Origin of the sequence: Pseudomonas sp. SWRI92 (assembly GCF_014268685.1) — a bacterium.
GTDB lineage: Bacteria > Pseudomonadota > Gammaproteobacteria > Pseudomonadales > Pseudomonadaceae > Aquipseudomonas > Aquipseudomonas marvdashtae.
Genome location: NZ_JABWQY010000011.1, coordinates 159,161 through 184,566, shown reverse-complemented (window position 1 = coordinate 184,566; position 25,406 = coordinate 159,161). Strand labels below are relative to the sequence as shown.

General features: G+C 61.6%; 23 protein-coding genes and 1 pseudogene. 12 read left to right on the top strand and 12 right to left on the bottom strand.

Annotated features, from left to right (window positions below; genetic code table 11):
• Positions 1-16: 16 nt before the first annotated feature.
• A complete protein-coding gene (locus HU762_RS18250) occupies positions 17-1,306 on the bottom strand; it encodes an MFS transporter (RefSeq protein ID WP_186639354.1) in 1,290 nt (429 codons plus the stop codon).
• Positions 1,307-1,429: 123 nt separating this feature from the next.
• Positions 1,430-2,161 carry a GntR family transcriptional regulator gene (locus tag HU762_RS18245; protein WP_186639352.1) on the bottom strand — a complete coding sequence of 244 codons (732 nt, stop codon included), beginning with the start codon at positions 2,159-2,161 and terminating at the stop codon, positions 1,430-1,432.
• Between the two features lie 329 nt (positions 2,162-2,490).
• Between HU762_RS18245 and HU762_RS18240 the strand changes: the two genes are divergently transcribed.
• On the top strand, positions 2,491-4,212 hold the full coding sequence (locus HU762_RS18240; protein ID WP_186639351.1) for an amidase: 1,722 nt from the start codon (positions 2,491-2,493) through the stop codon (positions 4,210-4,212).
• A gap of 82 nt (positions 4,213-4,294) precedes the next feature.
• Here HU762_RS18240 and HU762_RS18235 read toward each other — a convergent pair whose 3' ends face one another.
• Complete coding sequence (locus HU762_RS18235; RefSeq protein WP_186639349.1) at positions 4,295-5,074, bottom strand: EAL domain-containing protein; 780 nt, start codon at positions 5,072-5,074, stop codon at positions 4,295-4,297.
• Between the two features lie 323 nt (positions 5,075-5,397).
• On the opposite strand from HU762_RS18235, the gene HU762_RS18230 reads away from it, so the two are divergent.
• From HU762_RS18230 to HU762_RS18220, 3 genes are all read left to right on the top strand, one after another.
• Complete coding sequence (locus HU762_RS18230) at positions 5,398-5,817, top strand: AraC family transcriptional regulator (RefSeq protein WP_186639348.1); 420 nt, start codon at positions 5,398-5,400, stop codon at positions 5,815-5,817.
• A 42-nt stretch (positions 5,818-5,859) separates the two neighbouring features.
• A complete protein-coding gene (locus tag HU762_RS18225) occupies positions 5,860-7,209 on the top strand; it encodes an OprD family porin (protein WP_186639347.1) in 1,350 nt (449 codons plus the stop codon).
• A gap of 97 nt (positions 7,210-7,306) precedes the next feature.
• Positions 7,307-8,257 (top strand): DNA/RNA non-specific endonuclease, encoded by a 951-nt coding sequence (locus HU762_RS18220; RefSeq protein WP_186639345.1) that lies wholly within the window; start codon positions 7,307-7,309, stop codon positions 8,255-8,257.
• Between the two features lie 51 nt (positions 8,258-8,308).
• Here HU762_RS18220 and HU762_RS18215 read toward each other — a convergent pair.
• The 4 genes and pseudogenes from HU762_RS18215 to HU762_RS18200 all read right to left on the bottom strand — a co-directional run.
• Positions 8,309-8,422, bottom strand: a pseudogene (locus HU762_RS18215) (SDR family oxidoreductase); the annotation flags it as partial.
• Positions 8,423-8,539: 117 nt separating this feature from the next.
• The gene (locus HU762_RS18210; RefSeq protein WP_186639344.1) at positions 8,540-9,832 is read right to left on the bottom strand and encodes a sorbosone dehydrogenase family protein; all 1,293 of its coding nucleotides are present in this window, start codon (positions 9,830-9,832) and stop codon (positions 8,540-8,542) included.
• Positions 9,829-10,257 carry a DUF2231 domain-containing protein gene (locus tag HU762_RS18205; protein ID WP_186639342.1) on the bottom strand — a complete coding sequence of 143 codons (429 nt, stop codon included), beginning with the start codon at positions 10,255-10,257 and terminating at the stop codon, positions 9,829-9,831. The genes HU762_RS18210 and HU762_RS18205 overlap by 4 nt, the downstream gene beginning before the upstream one ends.
• Positions 10,258-10,394: 137 nt before the next feature.
• The gene (locus HU762_RS18200) at positions 10,395-11,318 is read right to left on the bottom strand and encodes a LysR family transcriptional regulator (RefSeq protein ID WP_186639340.1); all 924 of its coding nucleotides are present in this window, start codon (positions 11,316-11,318) and stop codon (positions 10,395-10,397) included.
• Positions 11,319-11,433: 115 nt separating this feature from the next.
• Here HU762_RS18200 and HU762_RS18195 point away from each other — a divergent pair, with 115 nt between their 5' ends.
• The 3 genes from HU762_RS18195 (at position 11,434) to HU762_RS18185 (ending at position 16,246) form a co-directional block, all read left to right on the top strand.
• Complete coding sequence (locus tag HU762_RS18195; protein ID WP_186639338.1) at positions 11,434-12,429, top strand: aldo/keto reductase; 996 nt, start codon at positions 11,434-11,436, stop codon at positions 12,427-12,429.
• A gap of 107 nt (positions 12,430-12,536) precedes the next feature.
• A complete protein-coding gene (gene potE / locus HU762_RS18190; protein ID WP_186639336.1) occupies positions 12,537-13,946 on the top strand; it encodes a putrescine-ornithine antiporter in 1,410 nt (469 codons plus the stop codon).
• Entirely contained in the window at positions 13,943-16,246 is a 2,304-nt protein-coding gene (locus HU762_RS18185; RefSeq protein WP_186639334.1) for an Orn/Lys/Arg decarboxylase N-terminal domain-containing protein, read from the top strand. The genes potE and HU762_RS18185 overlap by 4 nt, the downstream gene beginning before the upstream one ends.
• Positions 16,247-16,266: 20 nt before the next feature.
• On the opposite strand, the gene HU762_RS18180 is transcribed toward HU762_RS18185, so the two are convergent.
• Entirely contained in the window at positions 16,267-16,962 is a 696-nt protein-coding gene (locus tag HU762_RS18180) for a tRNA (adenine(22)-N(1))-methyltransferase TrmK (protein WP_346656873.1), read from the bottom strand.
• A 194-nt stretch (positions 16,963-17,156) separates the two neighbouring features.
• On the opposite strand from HU762_RS18180, the gene HU762_RS18175 reads away from it, so the two are divergent.
• Positions 17,157-17,891 carry a transporter substrate-binding domain-containing protein gene (locus HU762_RS18175; RefSeq protein WP_238340407.1) on the top strand — a complete coding sequence of 245 codons (735 nt, stop codon included), beginning with the start codon at positions 17,157-17,159 and terminating at the stop codon, positions 17,889-17,891.
• A gap of 15 nt (positions 17,892-17,906) precedes the next feature.
• Here HU762_RS18175 and HU762_RS18170 read toward each other — a convergent pair whose 3' ends face one another.
• Positions 17,907-18,368, bottom strand: coding sequence for a helix-turn-helix domain-containing protein (locus HU762_RS18170; protein WP_186639330.1), 462 nt, complete (start codon positions 18,366-18,368; stop codon positions 17,907-17,909).
• A 101-nt stretch (positions 18,369-18,469) separates the two neighbouring features.
• On the opposite strand from HU762_RS18170, the gene HU762_RS18165 reads away from it, so the two are divergent.
• Entirely contained in the window at positions 18,470-19,726 is a 1,257-nt protein-coding gene (locus tag HU762_RS18165; protein ID WP_238340405.1) for an MFS transporter, read from the top strand.
• Entirely contained in the window at positions 19,702-19,974 is a 273-nt protein-coding gene (locus HU762_RS18160; protein WP_186639329.1) for a YceK/YidQ family lipoprotein, read from the top strand. Before HU762_RS18165 ends, HU762_RS18160 begins: the two co-directional genes overlap by 25 nt.
• Positions 19,975-19,995: 21 nt before the next feature.
• Here HU762_RS18160 and HU762_RS18155 read toward each other — a convergent pair whose 3' ends face one another.
• Entirely contained in the window at positions 19,996-20,886 is an 891-nt protein-coding gene (locus tag HU762_RS18155) for a LysR substrate-binding domain-containing protein (RefSeq protein WP_186639327.1), read from the bottom strand.
• A gap of 106 nt (positions 20,887-20,992) precedes the next feature.
• On the opposite strand from HU762_RS18155, the gene HU762_RS18150 reads away from it, so the two are divergent.
• A complete protein-coding gene (locus tag HU762_RS18150) occupies positions 20,993-21,448 on the top strand; it encodes a PACE efflux transporter (protein WP_186639325.1) in 456 nt (151 codons plus the stop codon).
• A gap of 11 nt (positions 21,449-21,459) precedes the next feature.
• Here HU762_RS18150 and HU762_RS18145 read toward each other — a convergent pair whose 3' ends face one another.
• Positions 21,460-22,314, bottom strand: a complete 855-nt coding sequence (locus HU762_RS18145; RefSeq protein ID WP_186639323.1) for a LysR family transcriptional regulator — start codon at positions 22,312-22,314, stop codon at positions 21,460-21,462.
• A 74-nt stretch (positions 22,315-22,388) separates the two neighbouring features.
• Between HU762_RS18145 and HU762_RS18140 the strand changes: the two genes are divergently transcribed.
• Positions 22,389-23,333 carry a DMT family transporter gene (locus HU762_RS18140; protein WP_186639321.1) on the top strand — a complete coding sequence of 315 codons (945 nt, stop codon included), beginning with the start codon at positions 22,389-22,391 and terminating at the stop codon, positions 23,331-23,333.
• On the opposite strand, the gene HU762_RS18135 is transcribed toward HU762_RS18140, so the two are convergent.
• The gene (locus HU762_RS18135; RefSeq protein ID WP_186639319.1) at positions 23,330-25,384 is read right to left on the bottom strand and encodes a pyridoxamine 5'-phosphate oxidase family protein; all 2,055 of its coding nucleotides are present in this window, start codon (positions 25,382-25,384) and stop codon (positions 23,330-23,332) included. The two genes, HU762_RS18140 and HU762_RS18135, sit on opposite strands and share 4 nt — an antisense overlap.
• Between the last annotated feature and the right edge of the window lie 22 nt (positions 25,385-25,406).

Below are 25,406 nucleotides of genomic sequence, written 5' to 3'. Positions count from 1 at the left end.
CGCAAATAAGGAGTGATCAGGCCCGGGCGCTCTCGCTGCCAGCCGAAACGGCGGTTGCCGGGGGCGCGGTCGCTTCGAGGCTGCGGCCGCGGGTTTCCGGCAGGCACAGCGCCGCGAGCACCGCCACGCCGTAGGCAATGCCGGCGTCGATGCCGATGGCCGACCCGAGGGACATGGAATCGCTCATATGGCCGACCAGGAACGGGAAGACCGCCGACAGCACCCGACCAAAGTTGTAGCAGAAACCGACGCCGGCACCGCGCACGTCCGCCGGGTACAACTCGTTGAAAAACGCCCCGAGGCTCGCCGGAATGCCCGCAGCGAAGAAGCCCAGCGGGAAGCCGAGGAACAGCATCTGCGTGTTGCTCAGCGGCAGGAACACGTAGCACTGCACGGTCACCACACAGCACAGCGCGAACAGCAGGATGTTCTTGCGCCGGCCAATGCGATCGATCATCAAGCCACTGACGATACAACCGCACCAGAAGGCAAAGATGATCACCGCCAGGTAGCCGCCGGAATTGAGCACCGACAGATTGCGCTCGGTCTTGAGAAACGTCGGTAACCAGGTCATCACCGCGTGATAACCGCCGTGGGCACCCAACCCCAACAAGCCACCGAACAAGGTCACGCGAATCAATTCAGGGCGAAAGATGCCGACCAGGGATTTGAAGAAACTCTGCGCGATGGCTTGTTCCTTTTGCAGGCGCTGGAAGCTGTCCGGCTCCTCGACGTTGCGACGCACCCAGATGATCAGGAACGATGGCAACAGGCCGACAATGAACATCACTCGCCAGGCCATGTCCTGCGGCACCAGGGAATAGATCAAGGTAAACACCCCGACCGCCAATCCCCAACCCACCGCCCAGGCGCTCTGGACGGTGCCCATGACTTTGCCGCGGTATTTCGGATTGATCGTCTCGGCCATCAGAACCGCGCCGGCAGCCCACTCCCCACCGATTCCGAAGCCCTGCAGGGCCTTTACAATCAACAACTGGTGGAAGCCGGTGACGAACGCCGACAAGAAGGTGAAGAACGAGAACCACAAAATCATCCATTGCAGCGTGCGCACTCGACCATAACGATCCGATAACGTGCCGCCGACCCAGCCGCCGAGGGCCGACGTGACCAGCGTGACGCCGCTGATCAGCCCCGCATCGCCCTTGGACAAGGCGAACGCGGCGATCAACGCCGGGATCGCCAGGCCGAACATCTGTACTTCCAGGGCGTCGAGCGACCAGCCGCCGAAACACGCCCAAAACGTTTTACGCTCCCGAGAAGTGATTTGGCGATACCAGTTGAACATGATTCTTGTCCTTATGAGTGGAACGAAAGGCAGCCGAGAGCGAACCGCGCCGCTGCAGGGCCAGTCAGGAAAAACACACAGGGCAAGGGCCGCGGAGATCGAGACGCCGCGTGCCCGCCGAACTCAGCGGATTTCGACGCTGTAGCGGAAGTGCTCGGCATGCCCGCGCGAACGGCGCCACTCCAGCGGGTTGCCAGCGTAATCGCGGGCCAGACGCTCGATTACCACCACCGGGCTGTTGACCGGGACTTGCAACAAGCGCGCGTGCACTTCGTTGACCGATTCGGCCGTGAGGGTTTCCTGCGCGTAGGCAACCACCTGCCCGCAGGTTTCCTCGTAGATGGGATAGAGCAACGGCCCTTTCTGGTTCAGGTCGATCTCCAGCAACGGCTGGAATCGGCTGCGTGGCAGCCAGATTTCTTCGGCGAGCACCGGCTCGACTTCCAGCAGACGTACCCGGACGATGCGGATCACCGGCGCATCGACCGGCAGACCCAAGGCCTGCGCGACCGCCGACGGCGCAGGCACGGGCTCGACAGACAGGATGCGACTCTCCGGAACCCGACGTTCGCCCGACGCGCTCTGGAAGCGGAAAAAACGAAACAGTGACGACTGGAATTGCGGACGACGAATAAACGTACCCCGACCCTGCTGCCGCTCCAGCACGCCCTCGCTGACCAGCGCATCGATCGCTTTGCGCACCGTGCCGGTGGACAGCTGGTACTCGGCTGAAAGCGCCGCCTCAGTGGGAATCGCCTCGCCAGGACGCCAGCGATTGTTGGCGATCTGTTCGGCCAACTGGTCGCGCAAACGTTGATAAAGCGGCAGGCGGGCGTCGCTGGACAGGGCGTTCATAGGACTATTTTCACCTTGTTATCTAGTCATCTATATGAATATTGACGGAGTATTTCCTTCTGTCGACCTGGTTGTCAAGCAGGCCCCCTGCGCTTTACAGACGAGTGGAAGGCTCAATGACGATGCTGCACAGCCGGTCAATGCTGATATCCCACAGACGCCCCTTGCCACAGGTCATCATTATTCCTGTGAAGGGCAGTGCCCTCCCATCGCGCTCTCGTAGTAGAGTCTCCATCCGATGTCAGAACCCATTTCGAAAGACGTGAGCACCGGACATATCGTTCGAACGACTTGCATCACGTCATTCGCCCAGCCGCAGCGATAACAACATGATTGAAATCACCGAAATCTCGATTGCCCAGCTCCGGGCTGCGCTCGAATCCGGCCAGGCCACGGCGGTCGAACTGGTCCAGGCGTACCTTGCCCGGATCGACGCCTACGACGGCCCGGACACCTCCACCGCCCTCAATGCGGTGGTGGTTCGCAACCCCGATGCGCTGGACGAAGCGCGGGCTTCCGATGCCCGTCGGGCCAAGGGCCAGACGTTGGGCCCGCTCGACGGCATTCCCTACACCGCCAAGGACAGTTACCTGGTGAAGGGGCTCACCGCCGCCTCCGGAAGCCCGGCGTTCAAGGATCTGGTTGCCTATCGCGACGCCTTCACCATTGAACGACTGCGCGGCGCCGGGGCCATCTGCCTGGGCAAGACCAACATGCCGCCGATGGCGAACGGCGGGATGCAGCGCGGCGTGTATGGCCGCGCTGAAAGCCCATACAACGGCGACTATCTCACCGCGCCGTTCGCCTCGGGCTCTTCAAACGGCGCGGGCACCGCCACTGCCGCCAGTTTCGCCGCCTTCGGCCTGGCTGAAGAAACCTGGTCGAGCGGACGCGGCCCGGCCTCGAACAATGGCTTGTGTGCCTACACCCCTTCGCGCGGGGTGATATCAGTGCGCGGCAACTGGCCGTTGACGCCAACCATGGACGTCGTCGTGCCTTACGCCAGGACCATGGCCGACCTGCTCGAAGTATTGGACGTGGTAGTGGCGAATGATCCCGATACTCGCGGAGACCTTTGGCGCCTGCAGCCTTGGGTACCGATTCCGCCCGTGGACTCGATTCGTCCCGCCTCCTACCAAAGCCTCGCCGCCCAACCGGATACGCTGGCCGGCATCCGTTTCGGCGTCCCGCGCATGTACATCAACGCCGACCCGGAAGCGGGCACGGCGCAAAAGCCGGGAATCGGTGGCCCGACCGGGCAACGAATCATCACTCGTGCGTCGGTGATTGCCCTTTGGGAAGAGGCCCGCAAGGCGTTGGAGGCCCAAGGCGCGGAAGTGATCGAAGTGGATTTCCCGTTGGTCTCCAACTGCGAGGGCGATCGTCCTGGCGCACCGACCGTCTTCACTCGCGGCCTGGTGTCCAAGGAATTCCTCCACCATGAATTATGGGATCTGTCGGCCTGGGCATTCGATGATTTCCTGCGGGCCAACGGCGATCCGAAACTCAATCGCCTGGCTGACGTCGACGGACCGCTGATTTTTCCTCACGATCCCGGCACCCTGCCCAACCGCGAGGATGACCTGGCCGCCGGCATGGACGAATACGTGAAGATGGCCCAGCGCGGCATCACGCCGTGGGACCAGATTCCCACCTTGCCTGACGGATTGCATGGACTCGAAGAGACACGCCGGATCGATCTCGAAGACTGGATGCAGCGGCTTGGCCTGGATGCGGTGATCTTCCCCACCGTGGCCGACGTCGGCCCAGCGGACGCGGACGTCAATCCGGCATCTGCCGACATCGCCTGGAGCAACGGGGTTTGGGTCGCCAACGGCAATCTCGCCATACGCCACCTGGGCGTGCCCACGGTCACCGTGCCGATGGGCGTGATGGCGGACATCGGCATGCCTGTAGGGCTGACATTTGCCGGCCGAGCCTATGACGATTCGAAGCTGTTGCAGCTGGCCTCGGCGTTCGAGGCGATGGGCTCGAAACGAATGATTCCGCCGCGCACGCCGCCGTTGTCGAGTGATAAGCAACAGGCCTGACGGCGACTGAAGCCTATCTGGCGAAAGCAGGCCCACCGCTGCGTTGCGGTGATGCCTGCGCCGCCAATACTCGAACTACCGACTAATCAAAACAGCCAACCGCCAGCCGGCCTATCTCGGGCCGGGCGTAGAGATACCCCTGCATCAGCTCGATCCCCATTGCCAGCAACGTTGCGCTTTCTTCCCGCGTCTCGACGCCCTCGGCGATGACGATGATGTCCAGGCGACTGGCGACCAGGATAATGCCCTCGACGATGGCGCGCTTGACGGGGTCCTGGTCGATGTCACGGGTCAACGCCATGTCGATTTTCAATACCTGGGGCTGGAACAGCGCCAACAGGTTGAGGCCCGAATAGCCTGAACCGAAATCGTCAATGGCGGTGGTGAACCCCTGGCGTTCGTACTCCAGGAAAATCGATTTCAGATGGTCAGGATCGTCCACCCGCTCGCCTTCGGTCACTTCGAACATGAGCCTGTTCGATGGAAAATCCGATTGGCGCGCGGCCTCCAATGTCGCCCGTATACAGGTCTCGGCCCGGTACACGGCGTTGGGCAGGAAGTTGATGCTGAGCAAGCAATCGGAGATGTCGAGGATCCCCAGCCTCGCAGATTCTTCGATCGCCTTCACTCGGCAAGCCTGGTCGAACCGATAGCGGTTGCTGTCATTTACAAGCCCGAGGATATGGGCTGCCGATTCGCCATTCACCCCCCTGACCAACGCTTCATAGGCAAACGCCGTGCGCGTGCCGACGTTGAAGATCGGCTGGAAAGCCATGGTGAAATCAAACCCCAGCACCTCATGGTTGCGACATTCGGCGCAACCAAGGGATTTGAAGGTTGGATGAGAAGAAGATTGGCTCATGATCAGTGTTCCGGTCGCGGAAAACGGGGTCGCTGTTGTTGCACAAACTATAGGCGATACCCTTGAGTCGGCACGGGCCACGCTTTCTGAAGTTCTGTCGGGCCCGTCAATCCGCTAACCGCTGAATGCTGGGCTTTTATTCGATCATTGCACCTTCGCGGTGCGCCAGATGAGCGTATCGACGCCATGATTAACAACGTTTAACTCGCGCGATCGCGCGGCCTCACCAAGAATGGGACGCTCTGTTCAGACCCTTTAAAGCGGGAGGCGGTGCCCTATCGGGCAGTACGCCGGCGCGCTTCCTACTGACACGGATTTTCGTCATGGCCCACGCATCGCTCATCGCCGTCAGCACACCCGTCACGCCAACAGCCAAGACCACGGGCGGCCTGTCGCCCTGGCGCGAAAAGCTGGTCAAGAAAATGATTCTCGATGGCCTGAGCGAGACGTTGGAAATCACCCGGCTGGCCGAGGCGTGCGCCTTGTCCCGCAGCCATTTCTCCCGAGCCTTCAAGCGCAGCACCGGCCAATCCCCCCAAGCCTGGATCCGTGCCCAGCGCATTGCCAGGGCCAAGCAGCTGATGCAGAGCACTGACCTGACCCTGACGCAAATCAGCCTGGAATGCGGCTTCTGCGACCAGGCGCATTTCTGCCACCTCTTCACCCACAGCGCAGGCATCAGTCCGTTTGCCTGGCGATCTCGGGTCCAACGTGCGCAGCCCTATGCCCTCGGCGCCGGGTGATCCCCACGCATTTTTCGCCAAACTATTCACAGGGAATGAAGCATGTCGCCTGCATCAAACAACATTGTCGGTCCCGGACCCATGCCAGCGGCCCTGAAGCCGCTTTGGCTCCTGGCCTTGCTGGCGGGAAGCGCCCCCACAATGGCGGCGCAAACCGCCGATGGTTTTGTAGAAGGCGCATCGCTTGAAATACTGAGCCGCAACTTTTACCTCAACAATGACTACCGCTCCCCTACCCCGGCGGGCAAAAGCTACAAGCAGGAATGGGCCCAGGGTTTCATCGCTTCGTTCGAGTCCGGTTTCAGCACCGGCACCGTTGGTGTCGGCATCGACGCCCATGGTTTCCTGGGGCTGAAACTGGACGGTGGCAAAGGCCACTCCGGAACCGGGTTATTGCCGCTGGATGATGACGGCCGTAGCGAGGATCAATATTCCAGCGCAGGCGGTGCGTTAAAATTCAAGGCGTCTCGAACCACCCTGGCACTGGGCGAAATGACCGTGCAAACCCCGGTGTTCGATACAGCGGACAAACGCCTGCAACCGGAATACGCCAGCGGCGTGTTGCTGACCAGTCGCGAGACCGAGGGGATCGACCTGCAGGCCGGCCATTTCCATGCATTCAAGAACCAGGACGCCTCCACCGCCAGAGGAGATTTTTCCGGATACGGGGCAACCACCCGCCACGGCAGCATCGACTTCGTGGGTGCCGATCTGTTCAGCGGCCGCCCAGTGGGTGGCGCCGTGTACGCCTCCGAGCTGAGCGACACCTGGCGCCAGTACTACACCAACCTGCACGCCACCGTTGGCGATCTGTTCGTCGACGGCAATCTGTATCACACCCGCGACCAAGGCCAGGCCGCCGCAGGCGCCATCGACAACACCGCCTACAGCCTCTTGGGCAAATACCGGCGCGATGCCCAGGCGTTCACCGTGGCCTATCAGAAAATCAACGGCGACACGCCGTTTGACTTCGTCGGTGGCGACTCCATCTACCTGGCCAACTCGATCAAATACGCCGACTTCAATGGCCCCGGCGAACACTCCTGGCAAGCACGCTATGACCTCGACCTTGGCGCGCTGGGCATCCCCGGCCTGGGCTTCATGGCCCGCTATGTGACGGGTAGTGGAATAGATGGCAGCCATGCCCCCCAGGGCGGCGCCTACAACCCGTTCGACACCGACACCGGGACCTACAGCCCGCAACAAGGAGACGGCGGCCGTCACTGGGAACGCGACCTGGACCTGCACTATGTCGTGCCGTCGGGGCCGGCCAGGGACCTGTCGCTGCAGCTGTCCCATGTCACCCACCGTGCCAACGACGCCCAGGCGGGCGACGACATCGACAGGCTCTACATCGTTATCCAATACCCGCTCAAGCTGGGGCCGTTTTGAAGGAACACATCATCAAAGCTTCACGGCGCCGATGGCATGATGATCGTTATTATCGAGCCCGCACGTAGCAACGTATCAGCCCAGCGAGGAAGCGCCCATGTCGTCCGCAGGAACACCGATAGATGTCTCCCATCGACCACGCCTGGCGGATCTCAAGCCGCTCGTTCAGCCAGTGCGACCCGTCGCCAATGAGCTGCGCCCGCCGACAGAACCCAAGGTCACCCCGGCAACGCAGTTGGAAAACCGAGAGGGATACCGCAGCGATTTCCTCGGCGATTTCATTGTGCCCTGGCCCGCCCTTGATGCCGAGCAGGCAAAGGACGTCTATTCAACAGGCAACACTGGTGACCGCCTGGATTACACCCATTTCTCCATCACGATGTCGCGGCGTCGACGGTTGGCGCTCATTGCCGGGGTTAACATCGACGGCGCCAGCAGTGTCGAAATCGACCGCAAGCGCGATGCCTGGACCTATGACGGTCGGCTGCCCAGCGACGCACAGATCGGCGAAGCACTCTATGCCGACAACCTGTTGGATCGCGGCCACCTCGTCAGGCGCCAGGATCCGAACTGGGGACAAGAGGCGCACACGGCCAATGGCGACACGTTCCACTTCACCAATTGCTCACCGCAAATGGCGGCCTTCAATCAGAAAACCTGGTTGGAGCTTGAGGACTACATCCTCGACAACACCCGCCGCTGGAAAGGCAGAGCGACGGTGTTCACCGGGCCGCTGTTTCGCGAGGATGATCCCACCTACAGAGACGTACAAATTCCCACCGCATTCTGGAAAGTCGTGGCATTTCTCAGCGACGACGGCAAGCCATCCGCCAGCGCCTACATGATCGATCAGCAGCGGGAGCTCGGGAAACTTCAACTCGTATTCGGCGCGCTTAAAACCTACCGGCACAGCGTCGACCAGATTGAATCACTCACGGGCATTCGCTTCGGCGGCCTGGCTGACTACGATGGTTTTTCCAACGAGGAACGCTTGACGGGAACACGGATTGAAGCGGCGATTCGGGGGCCTGAGGATATTCTGCTTTGAGCGGGCCGACCGGCGCCCCGCATCGTGGGCGGTCGGTCCGGCTCCGCAGGATCAGCCAGCGGTGACGGTCATGCCGCCATCGGCCATGACCACCGAACCGACCATGAAACTGGCGCGGTCCGACGCCAGGAAGGCGACCACCTCGGCGATTTCTTCCGGCTTCGCTGTCGCGCAACGAGGGTCAACGGGCTTTGGTGATGTTGCGGGGACTGTCGGGGTTTTGCGCGAATCTGCAAACCGGCGGGATAGCCCGGGGCGACGGCGCGCCCCGGACCTCATGCGCTATGGCTTGCGCGTGACCCTCCACACTGTGTTCGCCAGGTCATCAGCAATGATCAACGCACCTCGCGGATCGACCGTCACGCCGACGGGGCGCCCACGGGTCTTGCCATCGGAACCGCGGAAGCCCGTGGCGAAGTCCACCGCCTCACCCGCAGGGCGACCGTCGCGGAACGGCACGAAGATCACTTTGTAGCCCACCGGCTGATCACGGTTCCAGCTGCCGTGCTCGCCAACGAACGCGCCTTCGGCGAACTGTTCGCCCATGGCCGGAACCGAGAAATCGACACCGAGCGCGGCGACGTGGGATCCCAGGCTGTAATCGGGTTTGACCGCAGCGGCGACTTTTTGCGGATCCTGTGGCTGCGCGCGCGGGTCGACGTTCTGCCCCCAATAGCTGTAGGGCCAGCCGTAGAACGCACCTTCGCGCACCGAGGTCAGGTAGTCCGGCACCAGGTCGGGGCCCAACTCGTCGCGTTCGTTGACCACCGCCCACAACTGCCCGGAGCCAGGCTCGACCTTCAGCGCCGTCGGGTTGCGCAGGCCGGTCGCAAAGGGTTTGTGGGCGCCCGTCTCGGCGTCGATCTGCCAGACCATGGCCCGGTCGATCTCGACTTCCATGCCGCGCTCGGTGACGTTGCTGTTCGAGCCTATGCCGACGTACAGCGAGTGCCCGTCGGGGCTAGCGGTCAAGGCCTTGGTCCAGTGGTGGTTGATCGCCGACGGCAGGTCGGTGACCTTGACGGGCGGACCGCTGGCCTTGGTCTGGCCGTCTGCGTAATCAAAGCGAACCAGCGCATCCTGGTTGGCCACGTACAGCTTGCCGTTGGCAAACGCCAGGCCATACGGCGCGTTGAGGTTTTCGGCGAAAACCGTCTTGAGCTCGTAAGTGCCGTCGCCGTCGGCATCGCGCAACAACGTGAGGCGGTTGCCGCCCTTGACCTGGGTGTTGCCCTTGGCCTTGATGACGCTGGCGATCACGTCCTTGGGCTTGAGCTTCGCGGCGTTTCCGCCACGGCCCTCGGCGACGATAATGTCGCCGTTTGGCAAGACCAGTGTTTGACGCGGGATCTTCAGATCGGTCGCAATGGCAGTGATGTCGTAGCCTTGGGGCACCGTCGGCTTCTGGTCTCCCCACGCCACCGGCTCGGCGATTTTCATGCTGGGCAACAGGCCACGCTGGGGCTCTGGCAATTTAGGGTCGGGACCCAGTGCCTGGGTCGCGTCCCCTTCTCCTCCGCAAGCGCTGAGCAGCAGCGCCATGCTCAAGGCGGTCAATGCGATGCGCGGCTTCATTGCTCACCTCCCGAACTCAGGTTGGTAAGGCCGACCCACGCCGCCACGCAGGCCAGCAGCGTCGCGATGACAGACAGCACGAGGCCCTGGGGCATGATCGCCCAGGCGTCCTTGGCGTGCTCGAAAGCGTTGACCAACCCGAGTACCCAAGTGACCAGCAACAGCAGGAAATACGCTACGGGACGCCCGGCCTTGCGTTCGGCCCTGAGCAGGTTGACCAGGGCGAACACCAGCGCCAGCCCACAAAAAACCAGCCCACCGGCAATTAGCCACGAGGCAAAATTGCTCCACTGGATCTGGTACGTCTTGAAGTAAGCGATGTCGCTAAATAGCGCGCCGAGAAACAGGGGAACGGTGCCCGCCAGCAAGACCGCGTGGAGCGGTCCTGGCGTGCTTCGGTAGAGGGGATGAGCGGTAACGGTCATTGGCAACTCCTTTTCGTTCAGCGGCCCTGATCGTTATCCGGTGAGAAGCCGATCAGGGTTGCGTTGATGACGCTAGGAAAATGATCGCGCTGCCAAAGCGTTAGTTCCGATATTTTCGTTGGCCCAGGATTTTCTGGCTATATCTTCACCATCAGTTCCCCCTGCGCCTCCGCCACGCCATGTAGCAGCTCGATCACCCAATCGATAAACACCCGTACCCGGGGCGACAGTTGTCGATGCGGTGGGTAGACCATTGAAATCGGCCATAACGGCACCGGATGGTCTTTCAACACCTCTAACAGCCGGCCCTCGGCCAACTGCCGTTGGACGTGATAGCGCGGCACCTGGACCAGACCGAACCCGGCTTCGCAGGCCGTCACGTAGGCGTCGGCATTGTTGACGGTCAGCTCGCCCGGTAGTTGCAACTCGCGCACCTGCCCTGCGACTTCGAATTCAAACGGAAAAAAACGTCCGCCGCCGGATGCAAAGCGGATGGCCTGGTGCGCAGTCAAATCCTCCGGTCGCAGCGGCGTTCCGGCGCGAGCCAGGTAACTGGGGCTGGCGCATGTGAGCTGGGACAACCGCACGATTGGCCGCGCCACCAATGCCTGGTCAGTGATGTTGCCGGCGCGGATTGCGCAGTCCACGCCCTCGCGCTGCAAGTGCACCTGGCGGTCATGAAAACCGATGTCCAGTTGCAACTGCGGATAGCGCCGATAAAAATCCGGCAGGTTCGGCACGATCCAGGTGCAGCCGAAAGCGATGGGCATGTCCACCCGCAAGGTGCCGCGAGGCTGGCTGCGTTGCGCAGACAGCGAGGCTTCGAGATCGTCCAGTTCATCCAGCAATTGGCCGCAGCGCTGGTAATAGGCTTCGCCATCGAGCGTGGCGCGCACTTGCCGCGTCGTGCGCTGCAGCAGTTGCACGCCCAGATGACCTTCGAGTTGTTGAATCAACAGGCTGACCGTGGCCCGTGGCAAGCCAAGATCATCGGCCGCCTTGCCAAAACCGCCCAATTCAACGATGCGCCGGAACACCTGCATGGCTTGTAATCGGTCCATAAACGACGCTCACTATCCAGGAATCACGAATAGTTAAACCAGATTTACCGGATTTATCCAGAAATTCATGTACGGGACACTGGCCCTGTCATTCATTTCTTTTGGAGTCAACCGCATGATCACTCGCCAACTCGGCCAACAAGGCCCACACGTCAGCGCTATCGGCCTGGGCTGCATGGGCATGTCGGATTTCTACACCACCGGGATCGATCCGCGAGAAGCCATTGCCACGCTCCACCGCGCCGTGGAGCTGGGCGTGACGCTGTTCGATACCGCCGACATGTATGGGCCCTACACCAACGAGACACTGCTCGGGCAAGCCTTGCGTGGCAAGCGTGAAGGGATCTACCTGGCGAGCAAGTTCGGCCTGGTGCGCAGCGAAGATCCCCACGCCCGGGGCGTCAATGGGCACCCCGATTACGTCCGGCAGTCCGTCGACGGCAGTCTCAATCGCCTCGATACCGATTACCTGGACCTCTATTACCAACACCGCATTGACCCGCAGGTGCCGGTCGAAGAAACGGTTGGCGCCATGGCAGAACTGGTCAAGGCCGGCAAGGTGCGCCACATCGGTCTCTCGGAGGCCAGCGCCGAAACTATCCAGCGGGCGCATGCGGTGCATCCTTTGGCGGCCGTGCAAAGCGAATACTCGCTGTGGTCCAGGGAGCCCGAGCACAACGGCGTGCTGGAAACCTGCCGGCGCCTGGGGATTGCCTTCGTCGCCTATAGCCCATTGGGTCGCGGTTTCCTGACGGGCGAACTGAAGGCCCCGGAGGATTTTGCCGCCGATGACTATCGCCGCTTCAATCCACGCTTCGAGGCCGACAATTTCTATCGCAACCTCGCGCTGGTCGAGCGAGTCAAGGCGTTGGCTGCGCAGAAAGACATCAGCGCCTCGCAATTGGCCCTGGCCTGGGTACTGGCCCAAGGGAGCAACGTGATCCCGATCCCAGGAACGAAACAGCGCAAGTATTTGGAGAGCAACGTAGCCGCGATCGGGGTTTCCCTGAACACCGATGAATTGAATCATCTGGATGAAATTTTCGGCGCCCAAGGAGCCGTGGCGGGCGAGCGATACGACGCTCAGGTGATGACCTTGCTCGACGGCTGAACAGCAACACGGTTGAGGGTGTGAAGGTAACGGCCCGGCCTTACCTTGCTTAACAAAAAACCTCTGCTATAGCTTAAACCCTTCACTTTCTAATGCGAGGCAAGGGAATGTCAGCTGCCAAGAAAATGAGCGTGGGGCAGCTGACCATGCTGACTGCCGTCAATATGCTAGGGTCCGGCATCGTGCTGCTGCCGACCAAGCTCGCCGAAGTGGGCGGTATTTCGATCCTTTCCTGGCTGATCACAGCCACGGGCTCGCTCGCATTGGCCTACGCCTTTGCCCGCTGCGGCATGCTCAGCCGCAAGACCGGCGGAATGGGCGGATACGCTGAATACACCTTCGGCAAGTCCGGCAACTACATCACCAACTACACCTACGGCCTTTCACTGCTGATTGCCAACGTGGCGATCAGCATCACCGCCGTCGGCTATATCCAGACGCTCTTCAGTATCCAGCTCGACTCGCTGCAGGTCGGCCTGGCAACCATCGCATTATTGTGGCTGACCACCTTTGCCAATTTCGGCGGGGCACGCATTACCGGCAAGATTGGCGCCGTGACAGTGTGGGGCGTGATAGCCCCGGTGGTGCTGGTTTCGACGGTCGGTTGGTTCTGGTTCGACAGCAGCATCTACGCAGCCGGCTGGAACCCTCACGACATGAGCTGGTACGAAGCGGCCGGCGCTTCCGTGGCGATCACCCTCTGGGCGTTCCTGGGGTTGGAGTCGGCGTGCGCCAACGGCGACGCGGTGGAGAACCCCGAGAAAAACGTGCCGATCGCGGTACTCGGTGGCACGCTGGGCGCTGCGGTGATCTACATCGTTTCAACCAACGTCATTGCCGGCATCGTCGACAACGCCGAGCTGGTCTCCTCCACGGCGCCGTTCGGCCTGGTCTTCGCCAAGATGTTCAACCCCCTGATCGGAAACGTCGTTATGGGCCTGATGGTGATGGCGTGTGTCGGCTCGCTGCTCGGCTGGCAGTTCACCGTCGCACAGGTCTTCAAGAGCTCGGCGGACACCGGTTACTTCCTGCCAATCTTCGCCAAGGCCAACAAGCATGGCGTGCCGATCGTCAGCATGCTGATCCTGCTGGCGATGCAGACAGCGTTGGCATTGCTGACCATCAGCCCTGACCTCGCCAAGCAATTCGATACGCTGGTGAACCTCGCCGTGGTCACCAACCTGGTGCCCTACATCCTCTCCATGGCGACGCTGGTCACCCTGCAGAAAATATCGAATGTCCCGGCCAACAAGGCTTTGCTCACGAACATTGTCGCGGGCATTGCCGCGGCCTACAGCTACCTGGCGCTCTACAGCTCGGGGGAACAGGCGTTGATGCTGGGCGGCGTGGCAGTCATCGTCGGCTATACGCTGTTCGGTTACGTCAATACCCGCCTGATCCGTCTTGAAGCGTTGAACAATAGCGTACCGACCCAGACCGTCGCGGCGCAGCACATCGTTGGCGAGCCCATTCCCGTCAACCACCTGAAGACGGCCAACCTGGAGGCCTTGCCATGACGGAACAGCGAAATCTTTTGGGAATGCTGGCCTTGCTGGTGTCCAACGCGCCAGACAAGCGCAGCGTGTTCGGTCGAGCGCTGATCCAGTTGATCAGCGATGTGGAAGAGCGCGCCGTCAGCGTGCTGACCTCCGAAAACCTGAGCGATGCCAAGTCGATCCTGAGCTCCGACCCGGCGATCCAGTGTGTGCTGCTCAGTTGGGAAATAGACACCAGCGAAGACCACCGCGAATGCATCGACTTGCTCACCGCGTTGCGCGAGCGCAACACCCGCGTGCCGGTGTTCCTGATCAGCGATCGCAGCACCGCCTCCAACGTACCGCTGATCGTCATGCAACATGCCGACGACTTCATCTGGCTGCCGGAAGACACCAGCCGCTTTCTCAGTGGACGGATCCTGGCCGCCATCGAGCGCTATCGCCAGGCGGTACTGCCGCCGATGTTCGGCGCCCTGCTGAAGTTCGCCCGCAGCTACGAGTATTCCTGGCATACACCGGGGCATGCCGGTGGTACGGCTTTTCTGAAAAGCACGGCGGGCCGGGCGTTCTACGAGTTTTTCGGTGAAAACCTGCTGCGTTCGGACCTGTCGATTTCCGTCGGCGAACTGGGTTCGATGCTCGACCACAGCGGCCCTATCGGCCAGGGCGAGCGCTACGCCGCCAAGGTGTTCGGCGCGCATCGCACCTACTACGTCACCAATGGCTCGTCGATGTCCAACCGGGTCATCCTCATGGCCAGCGTGACGCGCGACCAGATCGCGCTGTGTGATCGCAACTGCCACAAATCCGCCGAGCACGCGATGACCCTGTCCGGGGCAATTCCGACCTATCTGGTGCCGACCCGAAACCGCTTCGGCATCATTGGCCCGATCCTGCCACAGACCCTCAGCGCCGAAGGCGTGAAGGCGGCCATCGCCAGCAATCCACTGGTCAAGAGCCACATCGACCCGACGCCGGTGCACGCCATCATCACCAACTCCACTTACGATGGCCTGACCTACAACGTCACCCGCGTCGAGGAGCTGCTGGGGCAAAGTGTTGACCGCCTGCATTTCGACGAAGCCTGGTATGGCTATGCGCGGTTCAATCCGTTGTACAAGGACCGCTTTGCGATGCACGGCAGTCCGGACGATCACGACCCGTCGAAACCGACCGTGTTCGCCACCCAGTCCACGCATAAATTGCTCGCGGCACTGTCCCAGGCCTCGATGATCCACGTGCGCAACGGGCGCAACCCGATTCCTCATGGGCGCTTCAATGAGTCGTACATGATGCATGCCTCCACCTCGCCCAATTACGCGATCATGGCCTCATGCGATGTCAGCTCGGCGATGATGGAGGCGCCCAGCGGGCAGATCCTGACCAGCGAAGCGATCGAGGAAGCCGTCGCCTTCCGCCAGGTCATCTCCCACATGCAAAGCGAGATGTTCAGCCATGACGACTGGTTCTTCTCCTGCTGGCAACCGCCATCGGTGCAGGTGGACGGACAGGCGATTCTATTTCACGAGGTCGATCCGGCCAGGCTCAAGGCTGACCCGAGTTGCTGGGTGCTGCACCCCAATGAGGTCTGGCATGGCTTCGGTGACATTGAAGACGGCTACTGCATGCTCGATCCGATCAAGGTCTCGGTCCTCAGCCCCGGAATGGGCGATGACGGCAGCCTGCTGGACTTCGGCATCCCGGCATGCGTGCTCACCGCCTACCTCGGCAGGCAGGGTATCGTGGTGGAAAAAACCACCGACTTCACCATCCTGTTCCTGTTTTCCATCGGCATCACCAAAGGCAAATGGGGCACCTTGGTCAACGCCCTGCTCGACTTCAAGCGCGACTACGATGAAAACCTGGAACTGGAGCTGTGCCTGCCCGACCTGGTGAGTGCCAACCAGCAACGCTACGCGGGCATGGGCCTCAAGGACCTGGCTGAAGAGATCTTCGCCGCCATGAAAAAAACCAAGACCACCGCAGCCATGGCCGAGGCCTTCGGCATGCTGCCCACGGCGCAGTTCAGCCCGGTGGAGGCTTATGAAAAACTGGTGAGGAACGAGATCGAAACGGTGACCTTGGAAGAAGCCGCCGGCCGGATTGCGGCAACGGGCATCGTCCCGTACCCGCCGGGAATTCCCCTGCTGATGCCAGGGGAAAACGCAGGACCTGCGGACGGGCCAATACTGACCTACCTCAAGGCGCTGGAAAACTTTGACCGATCATTCCCCGGCTTCACCCATGACACCCATGGGATTGAAAACGAATCAGGCGTCTATCAGCTGCTGGTACTGAAACAGGACGCAGCGGGCCAGTGACCGATTGGCTGGACAATGGCTCACGCCAACAGCTCGCTGATCCAGCGGACCTGAAGAGCCATATCCTGCACCTTCTCCTCGGCCACGGCCTGCTGCGCCTGGGCAAAATTGACCAAGGTCTTTTGCTTCAGTCGTAGCAGACGCTGCCACTTTGCCAGGAAAACCGGGCTTCGGGCCTGCAACTGCAACGGGCCGAAGTACAACTCCTGGGCGGAGTACGCCACCGGCCCGTCGCGCTCGGCGACGATGATTTCGTAGTAGAAGCGGTTCTCTCGCAGCACTTCCTCGCTCACGATGCGGTAATCATTGTCCATCAACCATTGACGCAGTGGCTGCTCGCCGCCGTTGGGTTGCAGGATCAGACGCTCCTGGCCACTCAAGCGGCCCTTGCCGCCGTCGAGAATGTCGCGAATCGTCTCGCCGCCCATGCCACACAGACTGATCGCCGTGATGCCGTCCCCAGGCTCGATGGCCGCCAGGCCGTTGGCCAGGCGCACGCTGATTTTCGCGTCCAGTGCACTTTCGCGCACGGTGCGTTCGGCCGAGCGGAACGGCGTCACTGCCACCTCGCCCGCCAGCGCCGCCGCGATCACACCCCGGTTGATCAGCGCCACCGGCAGATAACCATGATCGGAGCCGATATCGGCCAGGCGCGCCCCTGCCGGCACATGCCTCGCCACGCGCTCCAGGCGCATGGACAACGTTTGTTCGTTCACACTTCCAACCCTTTTCTCGGCGGCACATAGACGTCTGCCCAATTGTGCCACGGACTGTTTCTCTCCAGGCAACTGAGGGACCGTTCGCATAACGGCGCCACAGCCGACGTCAGCCACGTGATTGGGTCTATGCTTGTGTTGGGTTCGCCCAGGAACAGCGGACCACCCCAACAGGAGAACACGTGAAGCATTCGATGCCTGCCGCAGCGCTGCTTTGTCTGATGCTCGGCTCAGCGACCGCCGCCGAGCCCTATCAAGTCGTGACCGAGGAATGGGCTCCCTACAATTACGTGGAGAACAACCAGCTCACCGGCATGACCACGGAAATTGTCCGGGCCATCATGACGCTGACCGGAGACGACTTCGAAATATCGTTGCAACCGAGCATGCGCGCCACGCAGATATTGAAGAACCGGCCCAAGACCATCATGTATTCGCTGTTCCGTACACCGGAGCGCGAACCGTTATACAAGTGGGTCGGGCCAATCGTCGAAGAATCCATCCACGCCTACCAGCTGTCCGATTCGCCGCCGATCAACTCCCTGGAACAGCTACTGCGCGCCCCGCAGGTCACCACGCGGCATGCCGGCCTGGTGCCCCAGATGTTGCAATCGCTGGGCTTCAATAACCTGGACAAAAGCGCAACCGAAAGCAAACTGCTCTACCGCATGCTGCTGGCCGGGCGAACCAACATCATTGTCGGCGACACCGCTGCGGGAGTGGCTTACTACAGCCGGCAATTGAGCATCGCCCCCGGCACCCTGCGCAAAATCCCCATCGAGCTTTACCGCTCCTCGCTGTACATCGCTTTCAGCACTGACAGTGACGACGAACTGATCGCCGCATGGACCCGCGCGTTGGAGAAACTGCGCCAGTCCGGAGAATTGGCACGCATCCAGCGGCGCTATGAACAACCGACCCAACCGTAGAAAACAGGCCTGGCCTCAAGGCTCTTCGCCTATCCGTCTTACCCGGTGACAATCCCAGGGTTCGACCTTCTGGCCGCTCGACGAGCGAACCTCGATCGGCATCAGCGGCTGTCCGGATGCGTTGTCCAACAGCTGCGAACGCGTCTCCTGCGGCGCGAACAGAAACCGCTCGCCCCACTGCCTCAAGCTGACCACGACTGGGAAAATTTCCTGTCCTTTTTCCGTCAGGACATATTCCTTGTAGGCGCTTCCATCCGAGGCAGGTCGCACGTCGAACACGCCGACCTCGACCAAGGCTTTCAGGCGCGACGCCAGAATGTTCTTGGCCACGCCCAGGTTCTTCTGGAACTCGCTGAATCGGCGGATGCCATCGAAGGCATCGCGGATGATCATCAGCGACCAGCGATCGCCAATCACGTCCAAGGTCCGGGAAACCGGGCATTCGCTGTTATGTGATGGAGCGTCTTTCAAGATCATGTTTGCCTGCACTCGGTTAAAGTGGTTGCTATTTAAAACCTAAACCAGCAAGAATCAAATCAGGTATTCAATTGCAACCAGATTACACCATGGAGGTGCGCATGACCGCATACACCGACGTGAACCGAGGCTTGTCAGCGACGCTCACTTTATTGTTATCAGTAACGTGCGCCCTCGCTGTCGCCAACGTCTACTTCGCGCAACCCTTGCTCGCCTCGATAGCACAAAGCCTGGATGTTGCCCCCGGGTTGATCGGTATCGTGGTAACGGCGACTCAGATCGGATACGCGCTCGGACTGTTGTTCATCGTGCCGCTGGGGGACAAGGTCAATCCCCGGAAACTGATCTTGACCCTCGTTGCGCTGTCCGTGGTGGCGTTGGCGGCGGTCGGCGCATCACGCCATTGGTCGGTTCTGCTGGGCGCCATGATTGTGACAGGGTTATTGGCAGTGGTCGTCCAGGTGCTGGTCGCCTACGCCGCCACGCTGTCCGCGCCATCGCAACGCGGGCGGGCGGTGGGCACTATTACCAGCGCGATTGTGCTGGGCATTCTCCTGGCACGGTTTACCTCAGGATTGATTGCCGACCTGGCAGGCTGGCGTGCGGTTTATTTCGTCTCCTCGGGGCTGATGCTGCTCATCGCCGCGGTGTTATGGAAAGTGATTCCCGCCACGGCGTCGCCCCGCCACCGACAATCCTACCCTGTGCTGATCGGGTCTCTGTTCAAGCTGTTCTTGACCGAACCGGTCTTGCGAATCAGGGGGCTGTTCGCCATGCTGATCTTCGCTGCCTTTTCCGTGCTGTGGACCGCCATGGTCCTACCGTTGAGCGCCCCGCCGCTGTCACTTTCCCACACCGCCATTGGCCTGTTTGGCCTGGCCGGTGTCGCCGGAGCCCTGGCGGCCAGGGGAGCCGGTCGCTGGGCCGATCGAGGTTTCGGACGACGTGTGACCGGCCTGTCGCTGGGGCTCTTGGTGATGTCCTGGCTGCCGATCGCTTTTGCCGAAAGCTCGCTGGTGGCCTTGGTCTGTGGAGTGATCTTGCTCGACTTCGCCGTACAAGCGGTGCACGTCACCAACCAAAGCCTTATTTTCGCCGCCCGCCCCGACGCACAAAGTCGCATGGTCGGCGCCTACATGTGTTTCTACTCGATCGGCAGCGCGCTCGGGGCTGCCGCCGCCACTCAGGTGTATGCGCTTTGGGGCTGGACGGCGGTCAGTCTGCTGGGTGGGTTGATCAGTGCGCTGGCGTTGGCTTTGTGGGGCATTTCGATTCATATGTCGGGCCGTCCATCGGCGGTGCTACAGTCGCGCACCAACAACGAGGGAACGTCATGCGCATCATCGGAACGGCTCTAATCATCGCACTGCTGACGGGATGCGCGACCGCCAACGAAACCTTTGGCACCGGCGGCCTTTGCGGTGTCAGCCCGTATTGCGGCGTGTATTTCGATTACCAGATACTCAAGGAAGCGGTGACGGAAGATAACTCAACGTTCGCCAGTGCATTCGCGCCGTTCGCGGCCATCGACCTGCCCCTGAGTTTCGTCGCCGATACGTTGATCCTGCCCTACACCATTTTTCACATGAGACCGTCCGAGGAATAAGGGTATTGGCGCGACGAACATTCAGCCGCCAAGCGCGCCCTGTGCAAGCAACCACTCACTGAACGCCCGCACCGCCGGCTGCCGCTCTCGCCCGGGCACACACACCAAGGTGTAACGCGCGCCCGCGAGGCGAATCTCCGGGCGATAGGCGATCAACTGGCCGCGCGCGACAGCTTCGGCAACCAGCACCTGGCTGGCCAACACCAATCCGTGCCCGACGATGGCTGCCTGCAGGGCATGCTGTTCCTCGTCATAACGCCGCAGACGGGCGCTCTCCAACCAATCGCCAATGCCGGCCTTGGCGCACCAGGCCGGCCAATCGACCGTGACGGCGGAGCTGCTCAACCACGGCACATCGATCAGTTCAACGGGCGCCCCCGAAGCAGGCGGTTGCCAGTCGGGACGACAATACACACCGAAATACTCATCCAGCAGCGGCTGCTCGACCAGTTGCGGGTCAGGCGTGAACAGGGCACGGATTGCCAGGTCGATGCTCGCGTCACGCCGCAGGTCCACCACCTCGTTGCTGCTGTGCAGCCGGACGCTGATGTCCGGGTGCAAGCGATAAAACCCACCGAGCCGTGGGATCAGCCAGAGGCTGGCGAAGGCCGGCGTAGTGCTCACCACCAGCGATTGCGCCACGCAGGACGGGGACAGCACTTGCAGGCCCTGCTGGATATCGAGCAGCGCCCGGTGGACGTAGGTGTGCAGACACTCACCATCGGCGCTCAGGCGAACGCTTTGGCTGGAGCGTTCGAACAGGCGCACGCCCAGTAAGGTTTCGAGATTCTTGATCTGATGGGAGATCGCCGCGGCGCTGATGTTCAGCTCCTGGGCGGCAGCCTTGAAACTGCCTAGCCGTGCGGCAGACTCGAAGCCGCGCAAGGCGGTAAGGGGCAATTTGGCAAACATGGGCGCAAGCGTTACTCACGTTGAGCGAGGCTCAATTTAGCTCAATTGTGCGCGCACGCTCAACTCGCGAGGCTGTGCTCCTGCCCCCAAGATCCGGAGACTACCGATGCAAGGCGCACCTCGCAAAATCCTCCAGGCCATACTCTACGAAGCGGGCGGTGTCCTGTTCGTGGCGCCGGCGCTGACGCTGATCTACCAGCAAGGCATGGGTTATTCCACCTTGCTGTCCCTGGTGATATCTGGCGTCGCGCTGGGCTGGAACATGCTATTCAACAGCGCGTTCGAATGGTGGGAGCGCCGCCAGCACAACCGTCAGCGCAACTGGCGACGGCGGTTGTTGCACTCCTTGGGATTCGAAGGCGGCTTGACGTTGATTCTCACACCGGTGATTGCCGCGTGGCTAGGCATCAGCCTGTGGCTGGCGCTGGTAACCAATCTGGGACTGTTTGTGTTTTTCTTCTTCTACTCGCTGGTTTTTCAATGGGGATTCGATCGGGTGTTCGATGTCCCACTGTCGGCGCAGTCCGCACCGACCTCGACCTCCAAGGCCAACGCCACGTGATGGCGTCTGCCCTACAGCCGAAAGCGCTGCTGGATGGCCTGGCCAAGCAAGTCGACCGTTTCATCGTCACGGGATGCCTGGGATCGCATGAACACTACGTCGTGATCCGGGATCACCGGCAGCTCATCAAGGATCCGCATGTTATCCGTCACCCGGCCACGGTCGATCAGGCTGATCGCCAACCCCGCCTCCACGCAGGCCTTGACGGCCTGGTTGGAGGGGCTTTCGAGGACGATTCGCACCTTGCGCCCGCTTTGCCGGAGCGCTTGCAGCATGACCTGTCGGTAAGGGCATTGCGCCGCGTGCACGGCCAGCGCCAGCGGCTCGGTCAAATTCGCCGTGGCGTGAAGCGCCGCGACCCAGACCGGTGTCGTGGTGACCAGGAACTCAACCTCAGCGTTGCGCAACTCCTTCGGCTGGGTGAGCACGGCGGCTTGTAGCTTGCCGCGCTGGACCTGCTCACGCAGGGCATAGCTGGGGGCGGTCTTGAGCTCCAGGATGACGTTCGGCCAGGCTGCGATGAACGTTGGGACGATGTCGCGGATGACATGGTCGGCGTATTCGTCGGGCACACCCAAGGTGATCCGTCCCGCCAGCCGCGTGCCGTGCAGGTCGGCCAATACCCGGTCGTGGGTCGTGAGCAGTTCCGTCGTGGAAACGAGCAGGCGCTTGCCCAACGCGGTCAGGGAGACCGCTTGATTGTCACGGTCCAGCAGCCGGCCACCGGCGACCGCTTCCAGTCGCTGAATGTGCACGCTGACCGCCGCCGGGCTCTTGTGAAGCTCCTGCGCCGCAGCGCTGAATTTGCCTATCCGCGCGACCGCATGAAAGGTTCGTATCAGCTCGATGTCCAGTATGGCTGTCATGATTCACCGTTCGTGAACGACTTCTACAAGATATTTTGATTTATTAGATTAGTCGGCTTTCGTAGCCTGTGACCATGAACTCGCCCAAATCGATCACTTCCCCTGCCACGCCCAGCTTGTATTGGCTGATTCCGTTGCCCTTGCTGGAAGCGGCGCTGGTCCTGGCCTGGAGCTCAGGGTTCGTCGGTGCGCGCTTCTCCATCGATTACGCGCCGCCGTTGCTCGTGGTGTTCTGGCGCTGCGTCCTGGTCACGCTGATCCTGTTTCCCTTCGTCGTCGGCCAACTGCGACGAATCCCCTTCGCCGCACTCTTGAAAAACGCCGGTATCGGTCTGCTAGCGATGGCGGGTTATCTGGCCGGTATCACCCAAGGCATCGCCCTGGGTGTTCCGGCAGGCCTGGCGGCGCTGTTTGCCGACTTGCTGCCGATAGGCCTGGCACTGTTGGCTGCCGGTGTGCTGGGACAGCGCTTGGCGCCGGCAGCCTGGGCGGGCTTGGCCATCGGCCTGACCGGTGTTGCCCTCGGTACCCAAGGCGCGTTGGCCTGGGGCGACGCGCCTTTGTGGGCTTACGGGTTGCCGCTGCTCGGCATGCTCTCGCTCGCTGCTGCGACCCTGTGGCAGAAGCATCTTCCAGCCTCGCAATCGATTGGCCTGCTGCCCAATCTCTGGCTGCAATGCTGTGTCAGCGGCCTGGCGTTTGCGCTTATCGAAGGCGCACAGGGCAGCCTCGCGCCGATACCCAGCACCGGCTTTGTGCTGAGCGTCGTATGGACGGCGGGGTTGTCGACGATGGGCGGATACGGGCTCTATTGGTTGTGCCTGCGCCGGGCGACAGCCACCCGTGTCGCCAGCGTTCTCTACCTGAGCCCGCCCATTACGATGCTGTGGGCCTGGGCAATGTTCGACGAGCCGTTGTCGTGGCTCATCGCGTTGGGGATGGCGGTATCTGCCGTCGGTATCTGGATGGTGATGCGTGATGAAGCGCGTGGTCGACGCAGCGCCACCGCCGCGCGTTAAACCTCCAGCACCAAAGGCTCACTGCCCTCGGCCGGTACTGCGCAGCAAATCAGCACTCCGCCGTCCGCGACCGGCTCGGCGGGCTGCGTCAGGTAATGCACCTGGCCTTGGGTCATGCGGGTTCTACAGGTGCCACAGGAACCACCGCGGCAACTGAATTCCGGGTTCAGGCCCCGGGCCTCGGCCAACTCCAGCAGCGTCCCGCTACCCGGCTCCCAGCGCGCTTCCTTGGCCGAGCTGGCGAACAGGACCTTCACCGTTCCACTCGCCGCGGGCACCTGCTCGGTCACGGGCATTCGGACCTCGATATCGCGCACTAGCGTGGACGGGCCAAAGGTTTCCGCATGGATGCGATCATCGGGAATGCGCAGCTTGCGCAGGCCGTCATACAGCGCCTGGGTAAAGCTGCCCGGCCCGCACAAATAGAAGTCATAGTCGTCCAGCGGCAGCCATTGCTTGAGCAGCCCTACATCGATTCTGCCGGACACGTCGTAACCTTGCCCGGCGCTGCCGTCGGTGGGCGGTTGGCTGACCATGCGCAAAACCCGCAGCTTGTCACCGGCACGGGCCGCCAGCTCGTCGATCTCTTTACGGAAGGCCAAATCAGCCACGTGACGGGCGCTTTGTACCAGCCAGACCGAACGCATGCGGCTGATGCGTTTCCCTTGGTAGACCACCTCGCGCAACATCGACAACAGCGGCGTGATGCCAACGCCCGCTGCCAACAGCACCAGCGGGCGGCGCTCGATGGGGTCCACGGTGAAGTGGCCTTGGGGCGCCCGCGCCTCAATTTCATGGGCCGCCTGAATTTGTTCATGCAAGTGCGAAGACACCACGCCGTCGCGCTTGACGCTAATGCGCAGGAAATCATCGGACGGCGCGCTGGACACGCTGTAGGTGCGGATCGACGGGGTTTGCTGCCCTTGCAGTAATACTCGCACCGGTAAATGCTGTCCGGCTTCGAACCGTGGCAAACCGGCGCCATCGGTGGTTTGCAGATAAAAGGAACGAATGTCGGGGCTTTCATCCACCGTCCGAGTGACCTGCAACGCACGCCATTGGGTCCTCAGGGCTTCGGCCTGCAAGCGCTCAGCGGTTTGTTCCCAACTGCCGGTCATCAGCGAATTGGGCGAGTCACCTTCGTCCTGGTCCTTCCAGCGCAACGGTATCGCTGCGGGACGGTAGACCAAGCGTTGCGGAGTCACACGCAACAACCGCTCGGCGCCCTGGAACGCAGCGATCTGCGGGTCGTCCAGCAACACCTCGGCGCGACCGCTCAGCTGCAACAGGTCGCCGGTTTCAAAGTCGACGAACAGCAGCCCTGCGCGCGGATTCAGCAGGATATTGCCCAACGTGTTGAAAAACAGATTCCCGGAAAAATCCGGGATGGTCAGCGTCCCGTCCTCGTCCATGTGCACAAAACCGGACTTGCCGCCACGGTGCGAAGCATCGACCTGCCGTTCGCCGTCTCGGATCACGTAGGTGGCGATGTAGAACGAATCGGCCGCCGTGACCAGCCGACGAACCAAAGGGTCGTCCACCTCCAGTTCACGCGAGACGGCAGCTTGCTCATCGACAAAGCTGTATTGGCGCAGGTTGATGTAGCGCGGGCAGTTGCCATACGCCTGGCTCACCGAGATCTCCAGCCCTTGGTCGAGCCGACGGCGCATGACACCGTTCATGCGGTTACGGCGACGGGTATGCAACTCGATGCCCAGCATGCCGATGGCATCGCCCTCGCCCATGCCTTCCTGGGCTGGATCGCTCGGCTGCGGCTCGATATCGATGTGCAGCGTTTGCGGATCCGGTGAACTCATGAAGCCGGGCTGCCTGGCGCGCAGCGTCGCCCAGACATCGCCTTGACGATCCACCGCGCCCAACACCACGAAGGGCAATTGGGCGTAGAACTCACGGTGCTGATCCGGCATCCAGGTGCGTGCCAGTTGCCGCTGGCCGACACCGGCCATCATGTCCACCGCGCCGACGGAGCGCTGCAAGGTCAACTCGCCTTCATGCCAGGGCGAAGGTTGTGCTTTCGAGGCTTCGTTCATCAGCTACTCCTCGCGCCCCGGC

What these genes read in the sequence shown, in the direction of transcription:
- HU762_RS18240 (WP_186639351.1), top strand. Translation starts at nt 2,491, where the DNA reads ATGATTGAAATCACCGAAATCTCGATTGCCCAGCTCCGGGCTGCGCTC.
- HU762_RS18210 (WP_186639344.1), bottom strand. Translation starts at nt 9,832, where the DNA reads ATGAAGCCGCGCATCGCATTGACCGCCTTGAGCATGGCGCTGCTGCTC.
- HU762_RS18235 (WP_186639349.1), bottom strand. Translation starts at nt 5,074, where the DNA reads ATGAGCCAATCTTCTTCTCATCCAACCTTCAAATCCCTTGGTTGCGCC.
- HU762_RS18195 (WP_186639338.1), top strand. Translation starts at nt 11,434, where the DNA reads ATGATCACTCGCCAACTCGGCCAACAAGGCCCACACGTCAGCGCTATC.
- HU762_RS18170 (WP_186639330.1), bottom strand. Translation starts at nt 18,368, where the DNA reads ATGATCTTGAAAGACGCTCCATCACATAACAGCGAATGCCCGGTTTCC.
- HU762_RS18220 (WP_186639345.1), top strand. Translation starts at nt 7,307, where the DNA reads ATGTCGTCCGCAGGAACACCGATAGATGTCTCCCATCGACCACGCCTG.
- HU762_RS18145 (WP_186639323.1), bottom strand. Translation starts at nt 22,314, where the DNA reads ATGACAGCCATACTGGACATCGAGCTGATACGAACCTTTCATGCGGTC.
- HU762_RS18230 (WP_186639348.1), top strand. Translation starts at nt 5,398, where the DNA reads ATGGCCCACGCATCGCTCATCGCCGTCAGCACACCCGTCACGCCAACA.
- HU762_RS18250 (WP_186639354.1), bottom strand. Translation starts at nt 1,306, where the DNA reads ATGTTCAACTGGTATCGCCAAATCACTTCTCGGGAGCGTAAAACGTTT.
- HU762_RS18150 (WP_186639325.1), top strand. Translation starts at nt 20,993, where the DNA reads ATGCAAGGCGCACCTCGCAAAATCCTCCAGGCCATACTCTACGAAGCG.
- HU762_RS18175 (WP_238340407.1), top strand. Translation starts at nt 17,157, where the DNA reads ATGCCTGCCGCAGCGCTGCTTTGTCTGATGCTCGGCTCAGCGACCGCC.
- HU762_RS18200 (WP_186639340.1), bottom strand. Translation starts at nt 11,318, where the DNA reads ATGGACCGATTACAAGCCATGCAGGTGTTCCGGCGCATCGTTGAATTG.
- HU762_RS18140 (WP_186639321.1), top strand. Translation starts at nt 22,389, where the DNA reads ATGAACTCGCCCAAATCGATCACTTCCCCTGCCACGCCCAGCTTGTAT.
- HU762_RS18205 (WP_186639342.1), bottom strand. Translation starts at nt 10,257, where the DNA reads ATGACCGTTACCGCTCATCCCCTCTACCGAAGCACGCCAGGACCGCTC.
- HU762_RS18165 (WP_238340405.1), top strand. Translation starts at nt 18,470, where the DNA reads ATGACCGCATACACCGACGTGAACCGAGGCTTGTCAGCGACGCTCACT.
- HU762_RS18225 (WP_186639347.1), top strand. Translation starts at nt 5,860, where the DNA reads ATGTCGCCTGCATCAAACAACATTGTCGGTCCCGGACCCATGCCAGCG.
- potE (WP_186639336.1), top strand. Translation starts at nt 12,537, where the DNA reads ATGTCAGCTGCCAAGAAAATGAGCGTGGGGCAGCTGACCATGCTGACT.
- HU762_RS18185 (WP_186639334.1), top strand. Translation starts at nt 13,943, where the DNA reads ATGACGGAACAGCGAAATCTTTTGGGAATGCTGGCCTTGCTGGTGTCC.
- HU762_RS18135 (WP_186639319.1), bottom strand. Translation starts at nt 25,384, where the DNA reads ATGAACGAAGCCTCGAAAGCACAACCTTCGCCCTGGCATGAAGGCGAG.
- HU762_RS18245 (WP_186639352.1), bottom strand. Translation starts at nt 2,161, where the DNA reads ATGAACGCCCTGTCCAGCGACGCCCGCCTGCCGCTTTATCAACGTTTG.
- HU762_RS18160 (WP_186639329.1), top strand. Translation starts at nt 19,702, where the DNA reads ATGCGCATCATCGGAACGGCTCTAATCATCGCACTGCTGACGGGATGC.
- HU762_RS18155 (WP_186639327.1), bottom strand. Translation starts at nt 20,886, where the DNA reads ATGTTTGCCAAATTGCCCCTTACCGCCTTGCGCGGCTTCGAGTCTGCC.